Origin of the sequence: Tistrella sp. (assembly GCF_002684955.1) — a bacterium.
Classification (GTDB): Bacteria; Pseudomonadota; Alphaproteobacteria; order Tistrellales; family Tistrellaceae; genus Tistrella; species Tistrella mobilis.
In genome coordinates this window covers 268,966-287,974 of the sequence record NZ_NYWI01000034.1, presented here as the reverse complement: position 1 = coordinate 287,974, position 19,009 = coordinate 268,966, and the positions used below count along the sequence as shown (strand labels likewise).

20 protein-coding genes are annotated in these 19,009 nt (G+C 68.4%); 14 read left to right on the top strand and 6 right to left on the bottom strand.

Annotated elements, in window-relative coordinates; translation table 11 throughout:
* Positions 1 to 76: 76 nt before the first annotated feature.
* Positions 77 to 1,114: a substrate-binding domain-containing protein gene (locus CMO28_RS12040; RefSeq protein ID WP_014753170.1), complete on the bottom strand. Its 1,038-nt coding sequence runs from the start codon at positions 1,112 to 1,114 to the stop codon at positions 77 to 79.
* Positions 1,115 to 1,333: 219 nt separating this feature from the next.
* Here CMO28_RS12040 and CMO28_RS12035 point away from each other — a divergent pair, with 219 nt between their 5' ends.
* A complete protein-coding gene (locus tag CMO28_RS12035) occupies positions 1,334 to 1,753 on the top strand; it encodes a MarR family winged helix-turn-helix transcriptional regulator (protein ID WP_296713740.1) in 420 nt (139 codons plus the stop codon).
* 5 nt (positions 1,754 to 1,758) lie between these two features.
* Here CMO28_RS12035 and CMO28_RS12030 read toward each other — a convergent pair whose 3' ends face one another.
* Genes CMO28_RS12030 through CMO28_RS12015 form a run of 4 tightly spaced genes read right to left on the bottom strand, consistent with a single transcriptional unit; the run spans position 1,759 to position 5,996 of the window.
* The gene (locus tag CMO28_RS12030) at positions 1,759 to 3,216 is read right to left on the bottom strand and encodes an aminobutyraldehyde dehydrogenase (protein ID WP_296713738.1); all 1,458 of its coding nucleotides are present in this window, start codon (positions 3,214 to 3,216) and stop codon (positions 1,759 to 1,761) included.
* The gene (locus CMO28_RS12025) at positions 3,213 to 4,139 is read right to left on the bottom strand and encodes a LysR family transcriptional regulator (protein ID WP_296713736.1); all 927 of its coding nucleotides are present in this window, start codon (positions 4,137 to 4,139) and stop codon (positions 3,213 to 3,215) included. Before CMO28_RS12025 ends, CMO28_RS12030 begins: the two co-directional genes overlap by 4 nt.
* Positions 4,140 to 4,183: 44 nt before the next feature.
* A complete protein-coding gene (locus CMO28_RS12020) occupies positions 4,184 to 5,689 on the bottom strand; it encodes an aldehyde dehydrogenase family protein (protein WP_296713733.1) in 1,506 nt (501 codons plus the stop codon).
* 10 nt (positions 5,690 to 5,699) lie between these two features.
* The gene (locus CMO28_RS12015) at positions 5,700 to 5,996 is read right to left on the bottom strand and encodes a putative quinol monooxygenase (RefSeq protein WP_296713731.1); all 297 of its coding nucleotides are present in this window, start codon (positions 5,994 to 5,996) and stop codon (positions 5,700 to 5,702) included.
* Positions 5,997 to 6,288: 292 nt separating this feature from the next.
* On the opposite strand from CMO28_RS12015, the gene CMO28_RS12010 reads away from it, so the two are divergent.
* The 6 genes from CMO28_RS12010 to CMO28_RS11985 all read left to right on the top strand — a co-directional run bounded on the left by CMO28_RS12010 (position 6,289) and on the right by CMO28_RS11985 (position 11,718).
* Positions 6,289 to 7,326: an alcohol dehydrogenase catalytic domain-containing protein gene (locus CMO28_RS12010; RefSeq protein WP_296713730.1), complete on the top strand. Its 1,038-nt coding sequence runs from the start codon at positions 6,289 to 6,291 to the stop codon at positions 7,324 to 7,326.
* A gap of 54 nt (positions 7,327 to 7,380) precedes the next feature.
* On the top strand, positions 7,381 to 7,695 hold the full coding sequence (locus CMO28_RS12005) for an ArsR/SmtB family transcription factor (RefSeq protein ID WP_014753177.1): 315 nt from the start codon (positions 7,381 to 7,383) through the stop codon (positions 7,693 to 7,695).
* Complete coding sequence (locus CMO28_RS12000) at positions 7,692 to 8,024, top strand: SRPBCC family protein (RefSeq protein WP_062764429.1); 333 nt, start codon at positions 7,692 to 7,694, stop codon at positions 8,022 to 8,024. Before CMO28_RS12005 ends, CMO28_RS12000 begins: the two co-directional genes overlap by 4 nt.
* Before the next feature lie 46 nt (positions 8,025 to 8,070).
* Complete coding sequence (locus CMO28_RS11995; RefSeq protein WP_014753179.1) at positions 8,071 to 8,667, top strand: ATP-dependent Clp protease proteolytic subunit; 597 nt, start codon at positions 8,071 to 8,073, stop codon at positions 8,665 to 8,667.
* 108 nt (positions 8,668 to 8,775) lie between these two features.
* Entirely contained in the window at positions 8,776 to 10,206 is a 1,431-nt protein-coding gene (locus CMO28_RS11990; protein ID WP_296713722.1) for a diguanylate cyclase, read from the top strand.
* A 75-nt stretch (positions 10,207 to 10,281) separates the two neighbouring features.
* On the top strand, positions 10,282 to 11,718 hold the full coding sequence (locus CMO28_RS11985; protein WP_296713720.1) for an NAD-dependent succinate-semialdehyde dehydrogenase: 1,437 nt from the start codon (positions 10,282 to 10,284) through the stop codon (positions 11,716 to 11,718).
* Between the two features lie 83 nt (positions 11,719 to 11,801).
* On the opposite strand, the gene CMO28_RS11980 is transcribed toward CMO28_RS11985, so the two are convergent.
* Entirely contained in the window at positions 11,802 to 12,548 is a 747-nt protein-coding gene (locus tag CMO28_RS11980) for a GntR family transcriptional regulator (protein WP_062764421.1), read from the bottom strand.
* A 123-nt stretch (positions 12,549 to 12,671) separates the two neighbouring features.
* Between CMO28_RS11980 and CMO28_RS11975 the strand changes: the two genes are divergently transcribed.
* The 7 genes from CMO28_RS11975 to CMO28_RS11945 all read left to right on the top strand — a co-directional run bounded on the left by CMO28_RS11975 (position 12,672) and on the right by CMO28_RS11945 (position 19,008).
* Positions 12,672 to 13,289 carry a TRAP transporter small permease gene (locus tag CMO28_RS11975; protein ID WP_296713713.1) on the top strand — a complete coding sequence of 206 codons (618 nt, stop codon included), beginning with the start codon at positions 12,672 to 12,674 and terminating at the stop codon, positions 13,287 to 13,289.
* A complete protein-coding gene (locus CMO28_RS11970; protein WP_062764419.1) occupies positions 13,286 to 14,557 on the top strand; it encodes a TRAP transporter large permease in 1,272 nt (423 codons plus the stop codon). Before CMO28_RS11975 ends, CMO28_RS11970 begins: the two co-directional genes overlap by 4 nt.
* A complete protein-coding gene (locus CMO28_RS11965) occupies positions 14,557 to 15,510 on the top strand; it encodes a 3-hydroxyacyl-CoA dehydrogenase family protein (RefSeq protein WP_296713709.1) in 954 nt (317 codons plus the stop codon). Before CMO28_RS11970 ends, CMO28_RS11965 begins: the two co-directional genes overlap by 1 nt.
* Positions 15,507 to 16,478 carry a TRAP transporter substrate-binding protein gene (locus CMO28_RS11960; RefSeq protein WP_296713707.1) on the top strand — a complete coding sequence of 324 codons (972 nt, stop codon included), beginning with the start codon at positions 15,507 to 15,509 and terminating at the stop codon, positions 16,476 to 16,478. The genes CMO28_RS11965 and CMO28_RS11960 overlap by 4 nt, the downstream gene beginning before the upstream one ends.
* 73 nt (positions 16,479 to 16,551) lie before the next feature.
* Entirely contained in the window at positions 16,552 to 17,445 is an 894-nt protein-coding gene (locus tag CMO28_RS11955) for a VOC family protein (RefSeq protein ID WP_296713705.1), read from the top strand.
* Positions 17,442 to 18,299, top strand: a complete 858-nt coding sequence (locus CMO28_RS11950; protein WP_296713703.1) for a VOC family protein — start codon at positions 17,442 to 17,444, stop codon at positions 18,297 to 18,299. The genes CMO28_RS11955 and CMO28_RS11950 overlap by 4 nt, the downstream gene beginning before the upstream one ends.
* A gap of 4 nt (positions 18,300 to 18,303) precedes the next feature.
* On the top strand, positions 18,304 to 19,008 hold the full coding sequence (locus CMO28_RS11945; protein WP_296713702.1) for a class II aldolase/adducin family protein: 705 nt from the start codon (positions 18,304 to 18,306) through the stop codon (positions 19,006 to 19,008).
* Position 19,009: the final 1 nt, after the last annotated feature.

Sequence of the window (19,009 nt, the reverse complement as noted above, 5' to 3'; positions counted from 1 at the left end):
GATCAGACCAGGACCGGCGGCGCCGGCCGGCGGGGAAGCCCCCAGGGGCTAGCGGCCGGCGCTGCGGAAGGCGGTCTCAGAAAGACGCGACATGTTTGAAATCAATACCCTGCACGGTGGCGATATGGACATGACTCGGCATTTCAAGGCTGTCCTCGCTGCGCGCCGACAGATGCGCCAGATGGAACCGGTCGCGCCGCTTGAACGGGCCGTAACCGCGCGGGACCGCATCCACCAGGCTCTTCAGGAAGTGCACGCCCTCGTAGCACGACTGCCCCAGCATGTTGGGCACGGGCGAGCGCGCCCCGAACAGCGCCAGATAGCGGTCCAGGAAGCGGTTGTTGGCGCGGGTGTCGAGATTGGCGAAATAGGCCGAGACGCTGTAGAGCCGCTCGGTGTTTTCCTCGCCCACCGCATAGAGCAGGTTCTCGTCGAAGGCCAGGCACAGCCGCGCCGCCCGTCCGGCCATGCCCGCCTCGCCGAAGGCGCGGTGGAACATGATCGCATCCTCGCCCAGCAGCATCACCAGCACGCCATCGGCACCACTGGCGCGGATCGCGGCCAGCTCTTCCGAAAAATCCGACCGCTCGGAATAAAGCCAGGGAACATAGCGCTCCCCCACCAGCCGGGCACCGGTTCGTGCCGCCAGCGCCTTGACCAGCGCCGCCGAGCGCCGGGGCCAGACATAGTCATTGCCCAGGATGAACCAGCGCTGCACCCGTTCATGCTCCGCCACCCAGCTCATGGCCGGCGGCAGCAGTTCGCGGCTGGTCTCGCCGATGGTATAGACCCCGGGATGGCGCTCGCCGCCCTCGTATTGCGGGGTGTAGACATAGGGCACGCGGCCGGCGATGGAGGCGGCGATCCGCGCCCGCAGGTCGCTGGGATGCATCGCCACCACCGCATCGATGCGCCGTTCGGCCACCGCCTTCGACACCCTGGCGGCCACCTGATCCGGCGGCAGGCCGGCATCCAGCACTTCCAGCGCGATTTCGTGCCCGCCGATGCCGCCGGCGGCATTGATCTCGTGCACCGCCAGCCGGGCACTGGTTTCGCAGGACGGTCCCCAGATGCCGGCGGGACCTTGGAGCTGAATCAGCAGTCCGATGTTCATCGGCGGAACTCCCTCGATTGCCAGTCAGGCCCTGAAACGGCGGCGACTTTTCTTGGATTTTTCGGTCGCCGGACCGCTCCCCTATCCCCTGTCACTCTCGTCTGCGACGCGCAAAGCGCCGCAGTCACTTGCACAGACATGTCGACGTCGGATAAATGATCGCGCGCGTTCCCCCGTGGTCCCACCCGACACGCGCCGGAAAGAGGGTGCAGAGTCTTCGTGCCGACGTCCATCGAACATAACGTGGCCTACATCGCCGCCCGTGTCGCCCGCCATCTGGAGCGCGACCTGGAAGAGGCGTTGCGGCCCGAAAAGATCCCGGTCTCGACGGCGCGCGTGCTGGCCCTGCTCGCCGACGACCAGGGCCGGCCGATGTCGGAACTGGCCGATGCGGTGCTGGTCGATCCGCCGACCATGACCAAGATGATCGACCGGCTGGTCTCTCAATCCCTGGTCTTCCGCGCCCCAGACCCGGATGACCGGCGGCGGGTGCTGATCTTCATGGCCCCGCGCGGCGAAGAGCTGTGGCAGCGCATCGCGCCCGCCATCGCCCGCCAGCAGCAGCGCATCGAAGCGGCGATGGGCACGGCAGACGTCAACCGGCTCTGCCGCATGCTCGACGATCTGACCCGCGCCTGACCGCATCATTCCGCCCCACCCTCGTTCAGCAGAATATGCTTGGCCACCGAATACTGGTCGAGCGCATGGATCGACATGTCGTAGCCAAAGCCTGACCGGCGGCGGCCGCCATGGGGCATTTCGGCCGGGAACACCATGTGGTCGTTGATCCACACACAGCCATAGGCCAGCCCCCGGCCAAGCCGCATCGCCCGGCCGATATCGCGGGTCCAGAGCGACGCCGCCAGGCCGTGTTCCGAGCGGTTGGCGAAGCGCAGCGCCTCGTCCACATCGGCGCAGCGCGTGACGGTGACCACCGGGCCGAACACCTCGCGGGTGACGATCTCGTCCTGGGGGCTGGTGTTGACGATCAGGGTCGGCTCGTAAAAGCAGCCATTGCCCGGCACCGCCCGGCCGCCGGCGACGATTTCGGCCGTGCCGGCGGCGCGGGCGCGTTCCACATAGCTCGCCACCCGGTCGCGCTGGCGCGCGGAAATCAGCGGCCCCATCTCGGTCGCCGGGTCGAAGGGTGATCCGATGCGGATCGCCGCCACCGCCTCGGCCAGCCGGGCCACCAGCCGGTCATGGATGCCGGGTGCCACGAACAGCCGGGCCGCGGCGGTGCAGTCCTGGCCGGCATTGTAAAAGCCGGCGCGACGGATGCAGGCCACCAGCCGGTCGACATCGGCATCTTCGGCCACGATCACCGGGGCGTTGCCGCCCAGTTCCAGCAGGCTGCGCTTCACGCCGAAGGCCGCCCCGTCCAGCACCTTGCGACCGGTGACCAGATCGCCGGTGACGGTGACCAGCGCCACGCCCGGATGGCGAACCAGGGCCTGGCCCACCACTTCGCCCGAGCCTGCCACAACATTGAGCACGCCAGGCGGCAACAGGTCGGCCGCCAGCGCCGCCAGCGCCAGCACCGAGAGCGGCGCCTCCTCCCCAGGTTTCAGGACGACCGTATTGCCCGCCGCCAGCGCCGGGGCCAGCTTCCAGGCCGCGATCATCAGCGGATAATTCCAGGGGATGATCGCCGCCACCACCCCCAGCGGCTCGCGCAGCAGAATGCTGGTCCGCCCGGGCAGATAGGCATCGGCCGCCATGTCGGTGCGGGTGCGGGCGGCGCCGGCGAAAAAGCGGAAGACATCCGCCGCCCGGGGCAGCTCGCCATCGCGCGACGCCGCCAGCGGCTTGCCGCAATTGCGCGCCTCGATCCCGGCAAGCAGAGGCGTGTGACGATCTATGGCATCGGCCACCGCCAGCAGGGCACGCGCCCGCTCGGCGGGTGTCAGCGCCGCCCAGCCGGGTGCCGCCCGCTCTGCCGCCGCCACCGCCTCGTCGACCTGGACCATGGCGGCATCCCGCAGCGTCGCGATCCCGGCACCGGTCGACGGGTCGATCACCATGCGCTCGGGCCCCTCCCCCGCCACCAGCCGGCCGGCGATCAGCAGGGCGGTGTTGTCGATCTGCCCGGCCGGTCTCATGCCGTCATCTCCCCGGCGCGATGGCCCGGCCGCTGGCCCTGGCGGCAGGATTGCAGGAAATGCTCCACCGCCGGCATCCGCTCCAGCCCGCGCCGCCAGACCACGCCCACATCCACCGCCGGCAGCGGATCGGCGATCGCCCGCACCTCCAGCCGGTCGCCTTCCAGTGACCAGGGCCGGTAGGCGAGGTCGGGGGCAATGGCGATGCCGGCACCGGTCGCGACCATGCTGCGCACCGCCTCCACCGATCCGGTTTCGAACAGCACCCGGGGGGAGAGCCCGGCCCTGCGGAAGATCCGCGCCAGTGCGTCGCCGTAATCATCCGCGCTCAGCACGATCAACGGTTCCTCGCAGATGTCGAACAGCGTCACCCGGTCGCGCTTCAGGAAGCGGTGATTGGGCGGCAGCCACAACCGGTTCTGCGACCGGGCCAGCACCTCATGCGCCAGCGCGGCCTTCTCCTCGATTTCCGAGACAATCAGGATGGCGACATCCAGCTCGCCATTGATCAGCAGCTGTTCGATGAACGGCCGGCGGTCCTCCGAGGGCGCCACCTCCACCCCCGGAAAGGTGCGCCGGAAACGCGCCAGCAGATCGGCCAGGAAATAGCCCGCCACCATGGGCGAGACGCCCAGCCCCAGCCGGCCTGTCAGCTTGCGGCCGGCGGCCGACAGCGTGCGCCCGGCGGCGGTCAGCGCCTCGATCATCGCATGGGCATGGCGCAGGAACTGGTGCCCTTCATGGGTCAGCGATACACCGCGGGGGTGCCGCTGCAGCAGCGGCACCCCCAGCTGATGTTCGATCGACTTGATGGCCTCGGTCACCGCCGATTGCGACACGCCGACCAGCGCGGCCGCGCCCGTCACCGAGCCCGCTTCCGCGGCGGCGACGAAATATCGGATATGGCGGAAGGACAGGTCCATGGCGCGATGGTCGCCTTTCCGGCCCGGTTCCCCGGGAGCTGCATTCAGCCGAGCGTCACCCAGACGCTCTTGGTCTGGGTATGGGCGACAACGGCCTCGAAACATTTGTCGCGACCATTGCCGGTCTGTTTCCACCCGCCCCAGGGCTGGGTCATGTCGCCGTTCATATAGCCGTTGATCCAGACCATGCCGCACTCCACCCCCGCCGCAAAACGGTGGGCCTTGGTGAGATCCCGGGTCCACAGCCCCGCCGCGAGGCCGTAGACCGTGTCGTTGGCGATGCGCAACGCCTCGTCCAGCCCGTCGAACGGGATCACCGCGCCCACCGGACCGAAGATCTCTTCAGATGCAATCCGCATGCCATTGTCCACATCGGCGAACAGGGCGGGGGCGACATAGGCGCCGCCCTCGCATCCCGGCGGCACCACGCCGCCAAAGGCCAGGCGCGCGCCCTCCGCCCGGCCGACCTCGATATAGTTCAGCACCCGGCGCTGATGGCTGCGGGTGACCAGCGGCCCCAGCGTGGTGGCGGGGTCGAGCGGGTCGCCGACATGAACGGTCTCGCGGGTACGGGCAGCGAAGGCGTCGAGGACATCGGGCAGGATCGCCCGTTCGACCAGGATCCGCGAGCCGGCGCTGCACACCTCGCCCTGATTGCCGTAGATGCCGGCAACCGCCGTGTTCACCGCCGTTTCCAGATCCGGCACATCGGCCATGATCACATGGGGCGACTTGCCACCGCATTCGGTGGAGACATGTTTCAGGTTCGACTGGCCGGCATATTCCATCATCAGCCCGCCGACCTCGCCCGAACCGGTGAAGGCGATCTTGTCGACATCCATATGGCGGGCCAGCGCCTGGCCGGCCTCTTCGCCGAAGCCCGGCACCACGTTCAGGATGCCCGGGGGGCCGCCGGCCTCGACGAACAGCCGGCCGAGCAGCAGGGCGCTCAGCGGTGACTGTTCCGCAGGCTTCAGCACCACCGCATTGCCTGCGGCGAGGGCAGGCGCGATCTTCCATGCCGCCATCATCAGCGGATAATTCCAGGGGACGATGCAGCCCACCACCCCAAGCGGCTGCCTGAGGATGTAGTGGAGGGCCTGTTCTCCCGTTGCGGTGGTAGACCCGGTGATCTTGTCCGCGGCTTCGGCCATGAAGCGGAAACAGGCGAGGCTGCCCGGGACATCGATGGTCAGCATCTCGGCAATCGGTTTGCCCATATCCTGGGCATCCAGCACCGCAAATGCCTCGGCATGCGCCTCGATCAGATCGGCGAAGCGGTAGAGCACCTCCATGCGGGCACGGGGCGGGATGCGCGCCCAGGGCGCCGTGCGGAAGGCCCGCCGGGCCGAAGCGACCGCCCGGTCGATATCGGCGGCACCGCCGCGGGCGACCTCGGCCAGAACCGCGTCGGTCGCCGGGTTGACGGTGGCGAAGCGGCCGCCGCCCCGGGCCTCGACGAAATCGCCATCGATGAACAGGCCGGTATCGGGTTTGAGCCGGCCGGCGAGCGCCGTCCAGTATCCGGAGGTCTTCAGATCAAAGGGCATGGGTGCCGCCTCACTTCGCCGAAAGTTCGGTGCAGGTTTCCAGGATCACCGGCCCGTCGAAATGCGGCGAGACCGCGGCGAAGAACCCCGCCACCGCCTCCGAGCCGTTATGACGATCCATGGCTGCGACATCGGTGAAGCGTTCATAGGTCGTGAACCGGCAGGGATTGTCCCGCGACCGGCTGATGAAGAAGTCGACCGTCTCGGGCTCGTTGGCCCGGACATGCGCCGCAACCTTGAGCAGCTCGGCCTCGGCAAGCGCTTCCGCGCCGGGCGTGACGGTGATGATGGCCGTGATGGTGATCATGGATCTGCGAATGCCTCCCGCGCAGGCCGACGGATCTCCCCAGACCCGTCCCCTGATCAGCCTGCGGCCGGCGGGGGCGGCATGACCAATTCAAAATCCCGGATTGCGCTATCGGAAAAGCCGAACGCGCTGGCAGGGCCTGCCGCAGATCGACACATCTGCCATCGGCTTTGCCGATACCGGACCCGGCGCGTTTCCTGTTTTACAGCCCGCACGCGCCTGCGCTCTGCTGGCAGGCGGCCGGAACCCTGTCCGGCCGGCACTGACGGACGACGACAAGGAGATGGCAGACATGGCGCGCATGCAGGCGGCAGTGGTCGAACGGCCGGGTGAGGGGTTGCGGATGATGGAGGTCGCGCGCCCGGAGCCCGGGCCGGGCGAGGTGCTGATCCGCGTGGCAGCCTGCGGTGTCTGCCACTCCGACCTGCACATCGTCGATGGCGACTGGGGCACGCCGCCGAAACTGCCGCTGATCCCCGGCCACGAAGTCACCGGCCATGTCGCGGCGCTGGGCGCCGGTGTGTCGGGCATCGCCATCGGTGACGCGGTGGGCGTGCCCTGGATGGCCCATGCCTGCGGACGCTGCGCCTGGTGCCTGGCCGGGATGGAGACGATCTGCGAGGCCGGCGGCGCCACCGGCTTCAGCCGTGACGGCGGCTATGCCGAGTATATGCTGGCCGAGGCCGCCTTCGTCGCCCGGCTGCCCGCCGATGCCGATCTGGTGGCGATCGCGCCGATCCTCTGCGCGGGTGTCACCACCTGGCGCGGCCTTAAGCGATCGGAGGCGCGGGCGGGCGAGCATGTGGCGATCGTGGGCGCCGGCGGGCTCGGCCATGTCGCGATCCAGTATGCCCGGGCGATGGGGCTGCGTCCGGTCGCGGTCGACGTTTCGCCCGCCCGGCTGGACCATGCCCTGACGCTCGGCGCCGAAGCGGTGATAGATGCCGGTGCCGGCGATCCCGTGGCAGCCGTGCAGGCCGCGACCGGCGGCGGCGCCCATGCCGCGATCGTCACCGCCACCGCACCCGCGGCCTTCGAACAGGCCATCGCCATGACCCGCCCCGGCGGCACCACGGTGTTCATCGGCCTGCCGGGGGGCGAACGCGATACCATCCGGGTGTCGATCGCGCGGATTTCCAACTGGGAGCGTTCGATCCGCGGATCGAATGTCGGGACCCGCCGCGACCTGCAGGAGGCGGTGGATTTCGCGCTCCGCGGCCATGTCCGGGCAGAGATCACCGCCCTGCCCTTCAGCCGGATCGACGAGGCGCTGGACCGGCTGCGGCGCGGCGAGGTGACCGGCCGGCTGGTGCTGACCATGGGCAGGTGAAGACGCGCGCAGAGAGGGCTTGCACGTCATATAAGTATCTGCTTATCTATCGACATGACCGAGACCGATGTGTTCAAAGCCCTCGCCGATCCCACCCGCCGCGCCATCTTCGAGAAGCTGGCCGCGGGGCGGATGAATGCCAGCGCGCTCAGGGACGGCATGGCGATCAGCCAGCCGGCGATGTCGCAGCATCTGGCCGTGCTGCGCGCGGCCGGGCTGGTGCGGGAAGAACGACAGGGCCGGTTCGTCGATTACGAGGTCGATCCCGACGGTCTGGCCGTGGTGGCGGACTGGCTGGCGAAGTATCGCGCATACTGGCCGGCGCGGATCGATGCCCTGAAAGCGCTGCTGAAGGAGATGGACCAATGACCACCCCCGCCTCCACGCCCGGCGCCGATCGCATCGTGCAGGATTATGATCTCGACGCCCCGCCGCAGAAGGTCTGGCGGGCGATCAGCATTCCCGAACTTCGGGCACACTGGCTGCCGGCCGCGGATCTGGCGGCGGCCGAACCGGCCTCGGTCACGCCCGGGCGCGAGCTCAGCTATCGCATGCGGGAACAGGCACCGCCCTTCACCGAAAGCCTGGTGACCTTCACCATCGCCCCCAACACCACCGGTGGCACCCGGCTTCGGGTCGTCCATCGCCGCATGGCCGCCGCCAATGACCGCAGCGGCGCGATGATGCGCGCCGCCTAGACGCGGCACAGCTTTTCACAAAATCCAATCAGAGCGGAGGTCGCCGATGCGCGGCACGATGCAGCTCGTCCCCATGGTCGTGGAACAGTCGACCAGGGGCGAACGGGCCTTCGACATCTATTCCCGGCTGTTGAAGGAACGGATCATCTTCCTGAACGGCCAGGTCGACGACGATGTGGCGGCCGTTGTCTGCGCCCAGCTGCTGTTCCTGGAGGCGGAAGACCCCGGCCGGCCGATCAATCTTTACATCAACTCGCCCGGCGGCGTGGTCACCAGCGGCTTCGCGATGTACGACACCATGCGCTACATCCGCTCGCCGGTGCACACGCTGTGCATGGGGACGGCCCGTTCGATGGGCTCGTTCCTGCTGATGGCCGGCACGGCCGGTGAGCGCGCGGCCCTGCCCAATGCCAGCATCCTGGTTCACCAGCCCTCGGGCGGGTTCCAGGGCCAGGCCTCGGACATCCTGATCCATGCCGAGGAAACGCTGCGGGTAAAGCAGCGCATGATCCGGCTTTATGCCGAGCACTGCCACCGCACGCCCGAAGAGGTCGAACGCACGCTCGACCGCGACCGGTTCATGACCGCGGAAGAGGCGCTGGACTGGGGGCTGATCGATCGGATCCTCGACCGACGGCCCTGAAGACGTTGCGCGGCACTTGCGGCGACCGGTTTCCAGTCGCATCATGCGCGGGCGTCTCCGCCGGCCGGCGGGGGCCGAACCGCAGGAAAGTCAGGCCCCCGCCCTCAGATGCCTACCACTGCCGGCAAGACGGCCGCCCGTCACGACACCGCCGCCGACCCCAACCCGTCGCTCACGGCCGCCCGGCGTGACTGGCACCGGCTTCAGGCCGCGCTGGCGCCCGAGATGCGCGACTGGCTGGCCGGGCTGGTTGCCGCCTCGTCCGACGAACTGGCGCGGGATTTCTACGATGTGCTGATGGCCGATCCCGAGGCGGCACCACTGCTGTCGAACGAGATTGTCCAGACCCGGCTGCGCGGCTCTCTGGCCGGCTGGATCCGCAGCCTGTTCCCGGCCGGCCCCGCCCCCGATTTCGAGAGCATGGCCATCGTCCAGACCAGGGTCGGCGAGGTCCATGCCCGGGTCCGGGTGCCCCTGCATCTGGTCAGCCGCGGCGCGCGGCTGATCAAGGCCGGCATCGCCGGGCGGATCGCCGGCAGCCGGGTCGGCCGCGACGAGCTGGTCCGCCTGCTGCTGCATGTGGAGACCGTGATCGACATCGCCATCGAGCTGATGGGCGCGGTCTTCGTTTCCGGCATCACCCATCAGAGCCGCGACGAGGAAGCCTACCGGCTGTTCTTCCTGAGCCAGGATCTGTCGCTGGAACGCGAGAGCCAGCGCGCCTCGCTGCTGGAATGGAACCAGGCGGTGCTGCTGGCGCTGGCCGGTGGCAGCGGTTCGACCGAGCCCCTGCCCCGGATCGGCCGGTCCGATTTCGGCCTCTGGTTCCATCATCGCGGCGGCATCATGTTCGACGGCACACCGGTGCTGGACCGGGTGAACGAGCTGATGCAGCGGCTGGACGAGGGCATCCTGCCCGAGACCGATGCCGCGCGTGCGGCCGGCAACGGTTTCGGCCCGGCACTGGGCCCGATCCAGAATGCCGTGAACGAGATCCGCTTCATCCTGAACGATGCCTTCCAGGCCCTGATCGGCGCCGAGGCCGGCCGCGATGCCCTGACCCGGACGCTCAACCGCCGCTTCCTGCCCGCGATTCTGAAGCGCGAGATCACGCTGGCGATGCGTCGCGACCATCCCTTTGCGGTGATCATGGTCGATCTGGATCATTTCAAAACCATCAACGACAGCCACGGCCACAGTGCAGGGGATGCAGCGCTGCGCCAGGCGGCGGAGACCATCCTCGGCACCTGCCGCAGCAGCGATCTGGTCTTCCGCTATGGCGGCGAAGAGTTCCTGGTCGTCGCGGTCGAGGCCGGCGAAGCGGCCGCGCGTGCGCTGGCCGAACGGCTGCGCGAAGCCATCGGCAAGACCGAAGTCGTGCTGTCGGGCGATACCCGTATCCGGCTCGGCGCTTCGGTCGGTGTCGCGGTGTTCGACGGCCATCCCGATTACAACCATCTGGTCGAGGCCGCCGACAGCGCCATGTATCAGGCCAAGCGCGCGGGCCGCAACCGCGTGGTGGTCGCCGGCGGCCGATAGCCCCTTCTGCCCGTTTCCAACCCTCACCCCCGCCCGGCCCCACAGGGCCATATGTCCCCTCCCGAGGAGCGAGAGATGTATCCGAATACCAGCCTCTTCATCGACGGTACCTGGGCTCCGGGCTCGACGGGCAAGGACGAGGCCGTCCTGAACCCGGCCACCGCCGAGGAGATCGGCCGCGTCGCCCATGCGTCGACCGGTGATCTGGACCGCGCACTCGAGGCTGCCGCCCGGGCGTTCAGGACCTGGCGCAAGGTCTCGCCCTATGACCGGTCCAAGGTGATGCGCAAGGCGGCCGATCTGCTGCGCGAGCGCGCCGACACCATCGCCCGCATCATGACCATGGAACAGGGCAAGCCGCTGGCCGAAGCCAAGGTCGAGACGCTGGCCGCCGCCGACCTCATCGACTGGTTCGCCGAGGAAGGCCGCCGCACCTATGGCCGGGTGATCCCGTCCCGCGCCGTGGGTCATCTCCAGACCGTGACGCGCGAGCCGGTGGGCGTCGTCGCCGCCTTCACGCCCTGGAACTTCCCGATCAATCAGGTGGTCCGCAAGGTCTCGGCCGCGGTCGCGACCGGCTGCACCATCATCGTGAAGGGCCCGGAAGAGACACCGGCAAGCTGCGCCGAGCTGATCCGCGCCTATGCCGATGCCGGCGTGCCGGCCGGCGTGATCAACCTGGTCTACGGCATCCCGGCCGAGGTCTCGTCCTATCTGATCCCGCATCCGGTGATCGCCAAGATCTCGTTCACCGGCTCCACCGCGGTCGGCAAGCATCTGGCGGCGATGGCCGGCCAGCACATGAAGCGTGCGACCATGGAACTCGGCGGCCATGCGCCGGCGATCGTGTTCGGCGATGTCGACGTCTCGAAGGCGGCCAAGGCACTGGCGGCGCAGAAGTTCCGCAATGCCGGCCAGGTCTGCGTCTCGCCGACGCGTTTCCTGGTGGAAGAGAGCGTCGCCGACCGCTTCGTCGGCGAATTCACCGAGGCGGTGGCCTCGATCAAGGTCGGCGACGGCCTCGATCCCGAGACCCGCATGGGGCCGCTCGCCAATTCGCGCCGCGTGGATGCGATGGAGGCCCTGGTGGCCGATGCCGTCGCCAATGGCGCCACCATCCGCACCGGCGGCGAGCGCATCGGCAATAAGGGCTATTTCTTCCAGCCGACGGTGATGACCGGCGTGCCGCTCTCGGCCCGGATCATGAACGAAGAGCCCTTCGGCCCGGTGGTGCCGGTCTCGACCTTCAGCGGTTATGACGCGCTGATCGCCGAGGCCAACCGCCTGCCCTATGGCCTGGCGGCCTATGCCTATACCTCGTCGTCGAAGACCGCGGCAGCGCTTTCGGCCGATATCGAAAGCGGCATGATCTCGATCAACCAGGGCATGCTGGCCCTGCCCGAGGTGCCCTTCGGCGGCATCAAGGATTCCGGCTATGGCTCGGAAGGCGGCATCGAGGCGATGGAGCCCTATCTGATCACCAAGTTCACCGCCCACAACACGACCTTCTGACGGGGCACCGTCGGCAGCAGACACATCGAAAGGGCCGGGATGGCGCCATCCCGGCCCTTTCTGCGCCCGACGGGCGGTCGATGTCAGTCGGTGCCGGTCGCCTGCGCAGGCGCATCCACGGCCGGATCCCGGGCCAGCGCCGCCACCACGGCGCCGGTGGTGTGTTCGATATGGCGGCGGATCACCTCGGCCGCGCGGTCGACATTGCGGTCGAGTGCGGCATCCAGCAGGGCGCGATGTTCCAGATGGATGTCGCGGGTCATCACGGTCTTGGCGCGCGACAGGCGGCGATAGCGTTCATGATGGCGGAACATCATCGCCCGCATGCGCAGAAGCCAGGTCGAGGCGCAGGCCGAGACCAGCGCCTCGTGGAAATCGTGGTTCAGCCGTTCCCATTCCGACATCTGCTCGACGCCCTGGCGGTCGGCCAGTTCCAGCCGCTCCAGGCGGTGATAGGTGGTGATGACCCGCTCTTCCCAGGCGACATCGCCGGCCGGGATGGACTGGGCCAGGGCATCGGCTTCGAAGATCTTGCGCAGATGGCCGATCTCGCGGGCATCGGTCGCCGACATCGGCGCCACCACGAAGCCGCGCTGGCCCTGCATCTGCACCAGATATTCCCCCGACAGCCGGGCCAGCGCCTCGCGCAGCGGTCCCGCCCCGATCTGATAGCGGTCGCGCAGCATCTCGATCTTGAGCTTCAGATCGGGCGGCAGCGCCCCGGTGACGATGTCCTCGCGCATCAGGCGGTAGGCGCGTTCGGCCTGGGTCTTGTCTTCAATATCCGGTCGGGCGGGGCTATCCGGGCGGACGGGCGATCGCTTGTCCATGCGGTGTCGGTTTCCCGGCGAGATTGAAATCAGAGGCAGGCTAGTTCGGCTGCCCGAAAATATCAATTTCCAAATTGACACGATCAAAATATCGATATTTTATGCCCGCAGGGAGGAATATCGATGACAAAAATCCTCGAAGAGGCCGGCGCGTCGCAGTCCCCGCTGCACACCGGCACCCGCGGCGTCCCTGGTCCGGTCGCCTGCCTGCAGACACTCAGCAACCGCATCGCCGGGGTCGAAGCCTGGGCGGCGGGGCTGACGGTGTTCGGCATCTTCTGTCTGCTGCTCGGCAACGTCGTCTCGCGCAGCCTGGGCAATCCGCTGATCTGGACCGACGAACTGGCCGTGTTCCTGATGGCCTGGGCGGCCTTCATCGGCGCCTCGCTCGGTCTCGCGCGGCGCCAGCACATTGCGATCACCCTGCTGCCGGATGCGCTCAGGCCCGCCGCGCGGCGCCGGCTCGCGATCCTGGTGGATGTGGCGCTGCTGGTCTTCCTGGCCGTGCTTTCGGTGCAGATCTGGCGCTGGTTCGATCCGGTGGGCGTGCTGCAGGCCGCCTCGATCGAGGATTTCACCGCCTCGACCTTCAACTTCATCTATCAGGAGCCGACCGTGACGCTAGGCATGCACAAGGTCTGGTTCTGGCTGGTGATGCCGGTCTTCTGCGTCACCGCCACCATCCATGTGCTGGCCTCGCTCGCCGGCCGCCTGACCGGCGGGGAGGAGATGGCGGCATGATCGCGGGCGTCTCTTTCCTCGCCATGCTGGCGGTCGGCATGCCGATCGCCTTCGCGCTCGCCGCCCTCGGCCTGATCTACATCTTCGCCACCGGCAACCTGATCCTGCTCCAGTCCTATGGCCAGCAGATGTTCGGGGGGCTGGAGAATTACGGCCTGCTCGCCCTGCCGCTGTTCATCCTGCTGGGTGAATTCATGAATGCCGGCGGCATCGGCCGGCGGCTGATGGCGCTGGCGCTGGCCATGCTGGGCTCGATCCGCGGCGGGCTCGCCTATGTCAACCTGGTCGCCAATATGATGATGGCGGCGATCCTGGGCTCGACGGTGGCGCAGATCACCATCATGTCGCGGCTGGCGGTGCCCGAGATGGAAAAGGCCGGCTATCCGCGCGACGTGTCGGTGGCGATCACCGCCGCCGGCGGCCTGCTGGCGCCGATCATCCCGCCCTCGATGCTGTTCATCATCTTCGGCGTGATCGCGCAGATCCCGATCGGCGACCTGTTCATCTCGGGCATCGTGCCGGGCCTGCTGATCTTCCTCGCCTTCATCGGCGTGATCATGTGGCTGGGCCGCCGCCACGGCTTTCCTAAGACCGAGGCGATGCCCATCCGCGCCCGCTTCCGCGCCGTGCTCGATGCCCTGCCGGCGGCCGCCATTCCGGTGATCATCGTCGGCTCGATCCTGGGCGGCCTTGCCACCCCCACCGAATCGGCCGCGATCGCCAGCCTCGCCGCGGTGCTGATCGGCCTGTTCGTCTATCGCGAGATGACGCTGGCCGACATCCTCCCCGCTTTCCTCAATGCCGCGCGCGGCTCGGCGACCGTGCTGTTCCTGATCGCCGCCGCCCAGGTGTTCAGCTGGGTCATCACCTTCGAAAACCTGCCGGCCCTGGTGGCGGAGACCATGCAGGCGATGACCGCCTCGCCGATCGTCTTCCTGCTGATGCTGAACGTGCTGCTGCTGGTGCTGGGCATGATCAGCGACCCGATCCCCGCCATCATCCTGATCGTGCCGGTCTTCCTGCCGGTCGCTACCGGCGTCTACGGCATCGATCCCTTCCATTTCGGCGTCGTGCTCTGCCTGAACCTGACGCTGGGTCTGCTGACACCACCGGTCGGCACCGGGCTGTTCGTCGCCTCGCTGATGGGCAAGGTGAAGGCCGAGCGTCTGGCGGTACTGCTGATGCCGTTCTTCTTCGCGGTGCTGTCGGTCCTGCTGCTGCTGGTCGTCTTCCCCGTTCTCTCCACCGGCCTTAAGGACCTGCTCTGATGGCGCGTATCTGGATCCTGGGCGGCGGGCTGATCGGTTGCGGCTGGGCCGCCGCCTTCGCCGGCGCCGGCCATGACGTGACCGTGATCGACCCCGATCCGGCGGTGGCCGATCGCATCGCCACCGTGCAGGCGCAGGCATTGCCGGTGCTGCAGGGCCTGGGCACGCTCAGCCCGCGGGCGACCACGCCGGCCCACGTCGCGACCGCGGCCGAGGCCGGCCCGCCCCCGGTGCTGGTGCAGGAGAACCTGCCCGAAAATCTCGATCTGAAGCGCCGGGCACTGGCAGCGCTGGAACCGCATCTGGCCCCGGACAGCATCATCGCCTCGTCCTCGTCCGGGCTGTCGCCGGACGACATGGCCGAAGGGCTGGCCCGACCAGAGCGCCTGCTGATCGCCCATCCCTGCAACCCGCCCTATCTGATGCCGGTGGTGGAGCTGTCGGGCGGTGCCCTGACCGCACCCGAGGTCGTGGACCGCGCAGCCGGCCTCTTCCGGGCGATGGGCAAGACGGTGCTGACGCTGACCCGGCCGGTGCCCGGCCATCTGGTCAACCGCCTGCAGGCCGCGCTCTGGCGCGAGGCGGTGCATCTGGCGAGCGAGGGCATCGCCAGCCTCGCCGATATCGAACAGGCGGTGATCCAGGGTCTGGCGCCGCGCTGGTGCATCGTCGGCCCCTCCACCGTCTTCCATCTGGCGGGTGCCGAGGGCGGCATCGGGCGTTTCGTCGACGCGCTCGGCCCCGAATTCGAACGCTGGTGGGCGACGCTGGGCGATCCGCGCCTGGATGCCGCCACCCGCGCCCGCCTCGCCTCCGGCATGGCCGAGGCGGATCCGCGGCCGGTGGCCGAGATCGCCGCCAGCCGCGATGCCGGCCTGACCGAACTCATGGTCTTCCTCTCCAAGAAGGAAGCCACCCCCCATAACGAGACCCCGAGAGGAAACCAGGGATGAAAGCAGCACGCATCCTGACCGCCGCCGCCGCATTGATGGTCGGCCTGATCGGCGCCGAGGCCCAGGCCGAACAGTATCGGCTGGGCCTGATCACCCCGCCGCCGCATCAGTGGTCGAAGAGCGCGGTGACGGTCGCAGAGCGCATCAAAGAAGCCACCAACGGCCGGGTCGAGATTCTGGTCTTCCCCTCGGGCCAGCTTGGCAACGAGGCGCAGATGCTTCAGCAGCTGCAGACCGGCGCGCTCGACTTCGCCTTTCTGACGCTGGGTGAATTCGCCAACCGCGATGCCGATTACGGCGTCTTCCTCGCCCCCTATATCGTCAAGGATGCCGCCGGCGCGCGGCAGATCCTGAAGGGCGGCGTGGCGCAGAAGCTGCTGGGCGGCGTGTCCAAATTCGCGCTCAAGGGCTTCGGTTGGGGCATGGCCGGCATGCGGCAGATCGTGATGCGCGGCCCCGTGGCCTCGGTTGCGGATCTGTCGGGCAAGAAGGTGCGCACCGTGCCCTTCGCCCAGGAGCTGGATTTCTGGACCCGGCTGGGTGCGGCCCCCACCCCCATGCCGCTGCCGGCGCTGTATGACGCCTTCGCCAACGGCCAGGTCGACGGCATGCAGATCGATTTCGAGGGCACCTGGAACTCGAAGTATTACGAGCATGCCGGCACCATCGTGGCGTCGAACCACATGATGTTCCCGATGATCGCGGTGGGTTCGGGCCGCAAGTGGCAGACCGTGCCCAAGGAAGATCAGGCGGTGATCGAAAAGATCATGGCCGAAGAACTGGACGGCATCGTCGGCACCTATGCCGAGATCGACGCCACCTATCTCGACAAGCTGAAGACCACCAGCGTGCCGGTGGTGAACGCCGATCGCGCCTTCTTCGGCGGCGCCGTCGACCTCTGGTACCAGTCCTGGCGCGAGAAGACCCCGCTGCTGAAGGAACTGGAGAAGGAAGCCGCGGGCCTCTGATCCGCCTTCTTTCCCACTGCCACGGCCGCCGTCCCCCGCCCCCCGGGGACGGCCGGCCAGGAGGACGATCGAGATGACCGATATCTACCGGGATCTGCGCTATCTGCGGGTGCCCGTCGAAGATCTGGACGGTGCCGAGGCCTTCGCCACCGGCATTTTCGGCCTGCAGCCGGGCGATCACGACGATGCCAATCGCCGCTTCCGTTCGGATGCGCGCAATTACGCGATCTGCTACACGGCCGAGGCCGGCCCCGCCGCGGTGGCGCTGACCGTCGCCCATGCCCGCGAGCTGGACGAGGCCGAGGCGCGGCTTGAAGCCGCCTGTCCCGCCCTGCCCCGGCAGCGTCTGGATGCGGCGGCCTGCGCCGCCCGGCAGATCAAGGCCGGGCTCTCGGTCATCGCCCCCAATGGCGTGGCGGTCGAGATCGTCTGGCGGCCGCTCACCTCGGGCTGGCGCTATCACGGGACGCGCGATGCCGGCATCACCGGTCTGCAATCGGTCCAGCTTGCCTGCACCGACATGGCGGCGAACGAGGATTTCTGGACCCGCGGCATCGGCGCCGGGGTCTCGGACTGGGCGGGCGATGCCGTCTTCCTGCGCATCGACGCTGCCCATCACCGCATCTCCCTCTACCCCTCGGATCGCGACGGCCTGCTGGGCGCGGTGTGGGAGGTGGACGGGATCAATGCGGTGATGCAGGGCTGGTATCTGTTCCAGGCCCGCCAGGTGCCGGTGGTCCACGGCCCCGGCCGTCAGCCGACCTCGGGCGCCATGTTCGTCACCGCCCGCGGCCCCGGCGGCCTGCTGCATTCCTACGCCCATGGCATGGAGCGGGGTGAGGCGGTGACCGGCCGTGGTCCCCGCCAGTTCGCCGATGCCGCCCTGTCGCATTGCGCCTGGGGGTCACCCTCAACGGCCCCCGAATTTCTTGGAAAGGACGAATTCCGGGGGAGGGATGAGAGGTGATCGGTCTCAAGGACGTCGTCTATTGCCGTCTCGGCACCCGCGATCTGGCCGGTGCCGAATGGTTCGCGGTCAACATCCTGGGGCTTGAGGTGGCCGAGCGCCGCAAGGGCGCGATCTACTTCAAGTCCGACGCCCGCGCCCACACGCTGTGCTATGTCGAGGGCGGCCGCGAGCAGGAGGCGACGGCCTTCGAGATCGCGACCTCCGCCGACCTCCAGAACGCGGGTGCGGTGCTGGAAAATCTGGGCCATGTCGTCCATTACGGCACGCCTGCCGAATGCGATGCCCGCCATGTCCGCGAATTCATCCGCTTCGACGACCCGAGCGGCAACCACATCGAATTCGTGGTCCGGCCGGAAACCACGGCGCAGCGCTATCACGGCAGCCGCGATGCCGGCATCACCGGCTTTTCCCATGTCGGGCTCTGCTCCACCGACCCGGCGCGCGACGAGCTGTTCTGGACCGATGTCTGCAAGGCGCGGGTGTCGGACCGGATCGGCGATGCGCCGCTGATGCGCTTCGGCACCATCCATCACTCGGTGGCGCTGTTCCCCTTCCACCAGCCGGGCATCCAGCACGTCAACCACCAGGTGGCGAGCACCGACGACATCCAGCGCTCGCTGGCGCATCTGCGCCGCAACCAGGTGACGGTGACCTTCGGCCCCGGCCGGCACCCGACGTCGTCGGCGCAGTTCCTGTATTTCGCCGGCCCCGACGGCATGACCTTCGAATACTCGACCGGGGTCTGCGAGATCCACGACGAGCCGCTGTGGCGGGACCGCCAGTTCCATTTCGCGCCCAAGGGCTTCTGCCAGTGGGGTTCGGCACCGAACATCGCCGCCTTCAAGGACTGAGATCATGACCGACCGTCTTGCTGCAACCGTCCGGGTCGCTGCCCGCGCACTCGGACGGGCCGGGCTGGTGCATGCCTATGGCCACTGCTCGGCGCGGATCGATGCCGACCGTTTCCTGGTCTGCCCGTCACGGCCAATGGGGCTGGTGCGCCCGGGCGAGGCCTGCACCGCGGTGCCGGTCGACGGCCCCCTGCCGGCGGGCGTGCTGGGCGAGGTGCGGCTGCACCAGCGGATCTATGCAAAGCGCCCCGAGGCGCAGGGTGTGGTGCGCTTCATGTCGCCCAACATGATGGCGCTGGCGGCGCTCGGCCGGGTGCCGCGCATGCGCCATGGCTTCGGTACCTATTTCGCCCCCGGCGTCGGGCTCTGGGACGACATCCAGCTGGTCCGCGACGACGAGAAGGCGGCGGGCGTGATCGAGGCGATGGGCGAGAGCGCCGGCGTGCTGATGCGCAGCAACGGCGCGGTCGTCGCCGGCGCCAGCCTGGAAGAGGCCGTGGGCCTTGCCTGGTATCTGGAAGACGTCTGCCGGATCGAGCTTGCCGCCCTTTCTACCGGTCTCGGCGACACCGCCCCGGTGATCGGCCCCGAGGCCGCCGCCGCCCGCGCCACCCGTGCCGGCCTGATCTTCGAACGCATGTGGGACTACCTGACCGACGGCGATCCCGAGCGCGACATCGCCACGCCGCCGGCCGAGCGAAAGGAATGAC

Coding starts and splice junctions, on each gene's coding strand:
- CMO28_RS12040 (WP_014753170.1), bottom strand. CDS start 1,114: ATGAACATCGGACTGCTGATTCAGCTCCAAGGTCCCGCCGGCATCTGG.
- CMO28_RS12030 (WP_296713738.1), bottom strand. CDS start 3,216: ATGAGACCGGCCGGGCAGATCGACAACACCGCCCTGCTGATCGCCGGC.
- CMO28_RS12025 (WP_296713736.1), bottom strand. CDS start 4,139: ATGGACCTGTCCTTCCGCCATATCCGATATTTCGTCGCCGCCGCGGAA.
- CMO28_RS12020 (WP_296713733.1), bottom strand. CDS start 5,689: ATGCCCTTTGATCTGAAGACCTCCGGATACTGGACGGCGCTCGCCGGC.
- CMO28_RS12015 (WP_296713731.1), bottom strand. CDS start 5,996: ATGATCACCATCACGGCCATCATCACCGTCACGCCCGGCGCGGAAGCG.
- CMO28_RS12010 (WP_296713730.1), top strand. CDS start 6,289: ATGGCGCGCATGCAGGCGGCAGTGGTCGAACGGCCGGGTGAGGGGTTG.
- CMO28_RS12005 (WP_014753177.1), top strand. CDS start 7,381: ATGACCGAGACCGATGTGTTCAAAGCCCTCGCCGATCCCACCCGCCGC.
- CMO28_RS12000 (WP_062764429.1), top strand. CDS start 7,692: ATGACCACCCCCGCCTCCACGCCCGGCGCCGATCGCATCGTGCAGGAT.
- CMO28_RS11995 (WP_014753179.1), top strand. CDS start 8,071: ATGCGCGGCACGATGCAGCTCGTCCCCATGGTCGTGGAACAGTCGACC.
- CMO28_RS11990 (WP_296713722.1), top strand. CDS start 8,776: ATGCCTACCACTGCCGGCAAGACGGCCGCCCGTCACGACACCGCCGCC.
- CMO28_RS11985 (WP_296713720.1), top strand. CDS start 10,282: ATGTATCCGAATACCAGCCTCTTCATCGACGGTACCTGGGCTCCGGGC.
- CMO28_RS11980 (WP_062764421.1), bottom strand. CDS start 12,548: ATGGACAAGCGATCGCCCGTCCGCCCGGATAGCCCCGCCCGACCGGAT.
- CMO28_RS11975 (WP_296713713.1), top strand. CDS start 12,672: ATGACAAAAATCCTCGAAGAGGCCGGCGCGTCGCAGTCCCCGCTGCAC.
- CMO28_RS11970 (WP_062764419.1), top strand. CDS start 13,286: ATGATCGCGGGCGTCTCTTTCCTCGCCATGCTGGCGGTCGGCATGCCG.
- CMO28_RS11965 (WP_296713709.1), top strand. CDS start 14,557: ATGGCGCGTATCTGGATCCTGGGCGGCGGGCTGATCGGTTGCGGCTGG.
- CMO28_RS11960 (WP_296713707.1), top strand. CDS start 15,507: ATGAAAGCAGCACGCATCCTGACCGCCGCCGCCGCATTGATGGTCGGC.
- CMO28_RS11955 (WP_296713705.1), top strand. CDS start 16,552: ATGACCGATATCTACCGGGATCTGCGCTATCTGCGGGTGCCCGTCGAA.
- CMO28_RS11945 (WP_296713702.1), top strand. CDS start 18,304: ATGACCGACCGTCTTGCTGCAACCGTCCGGGTCGCTGCCCGCGCACTC.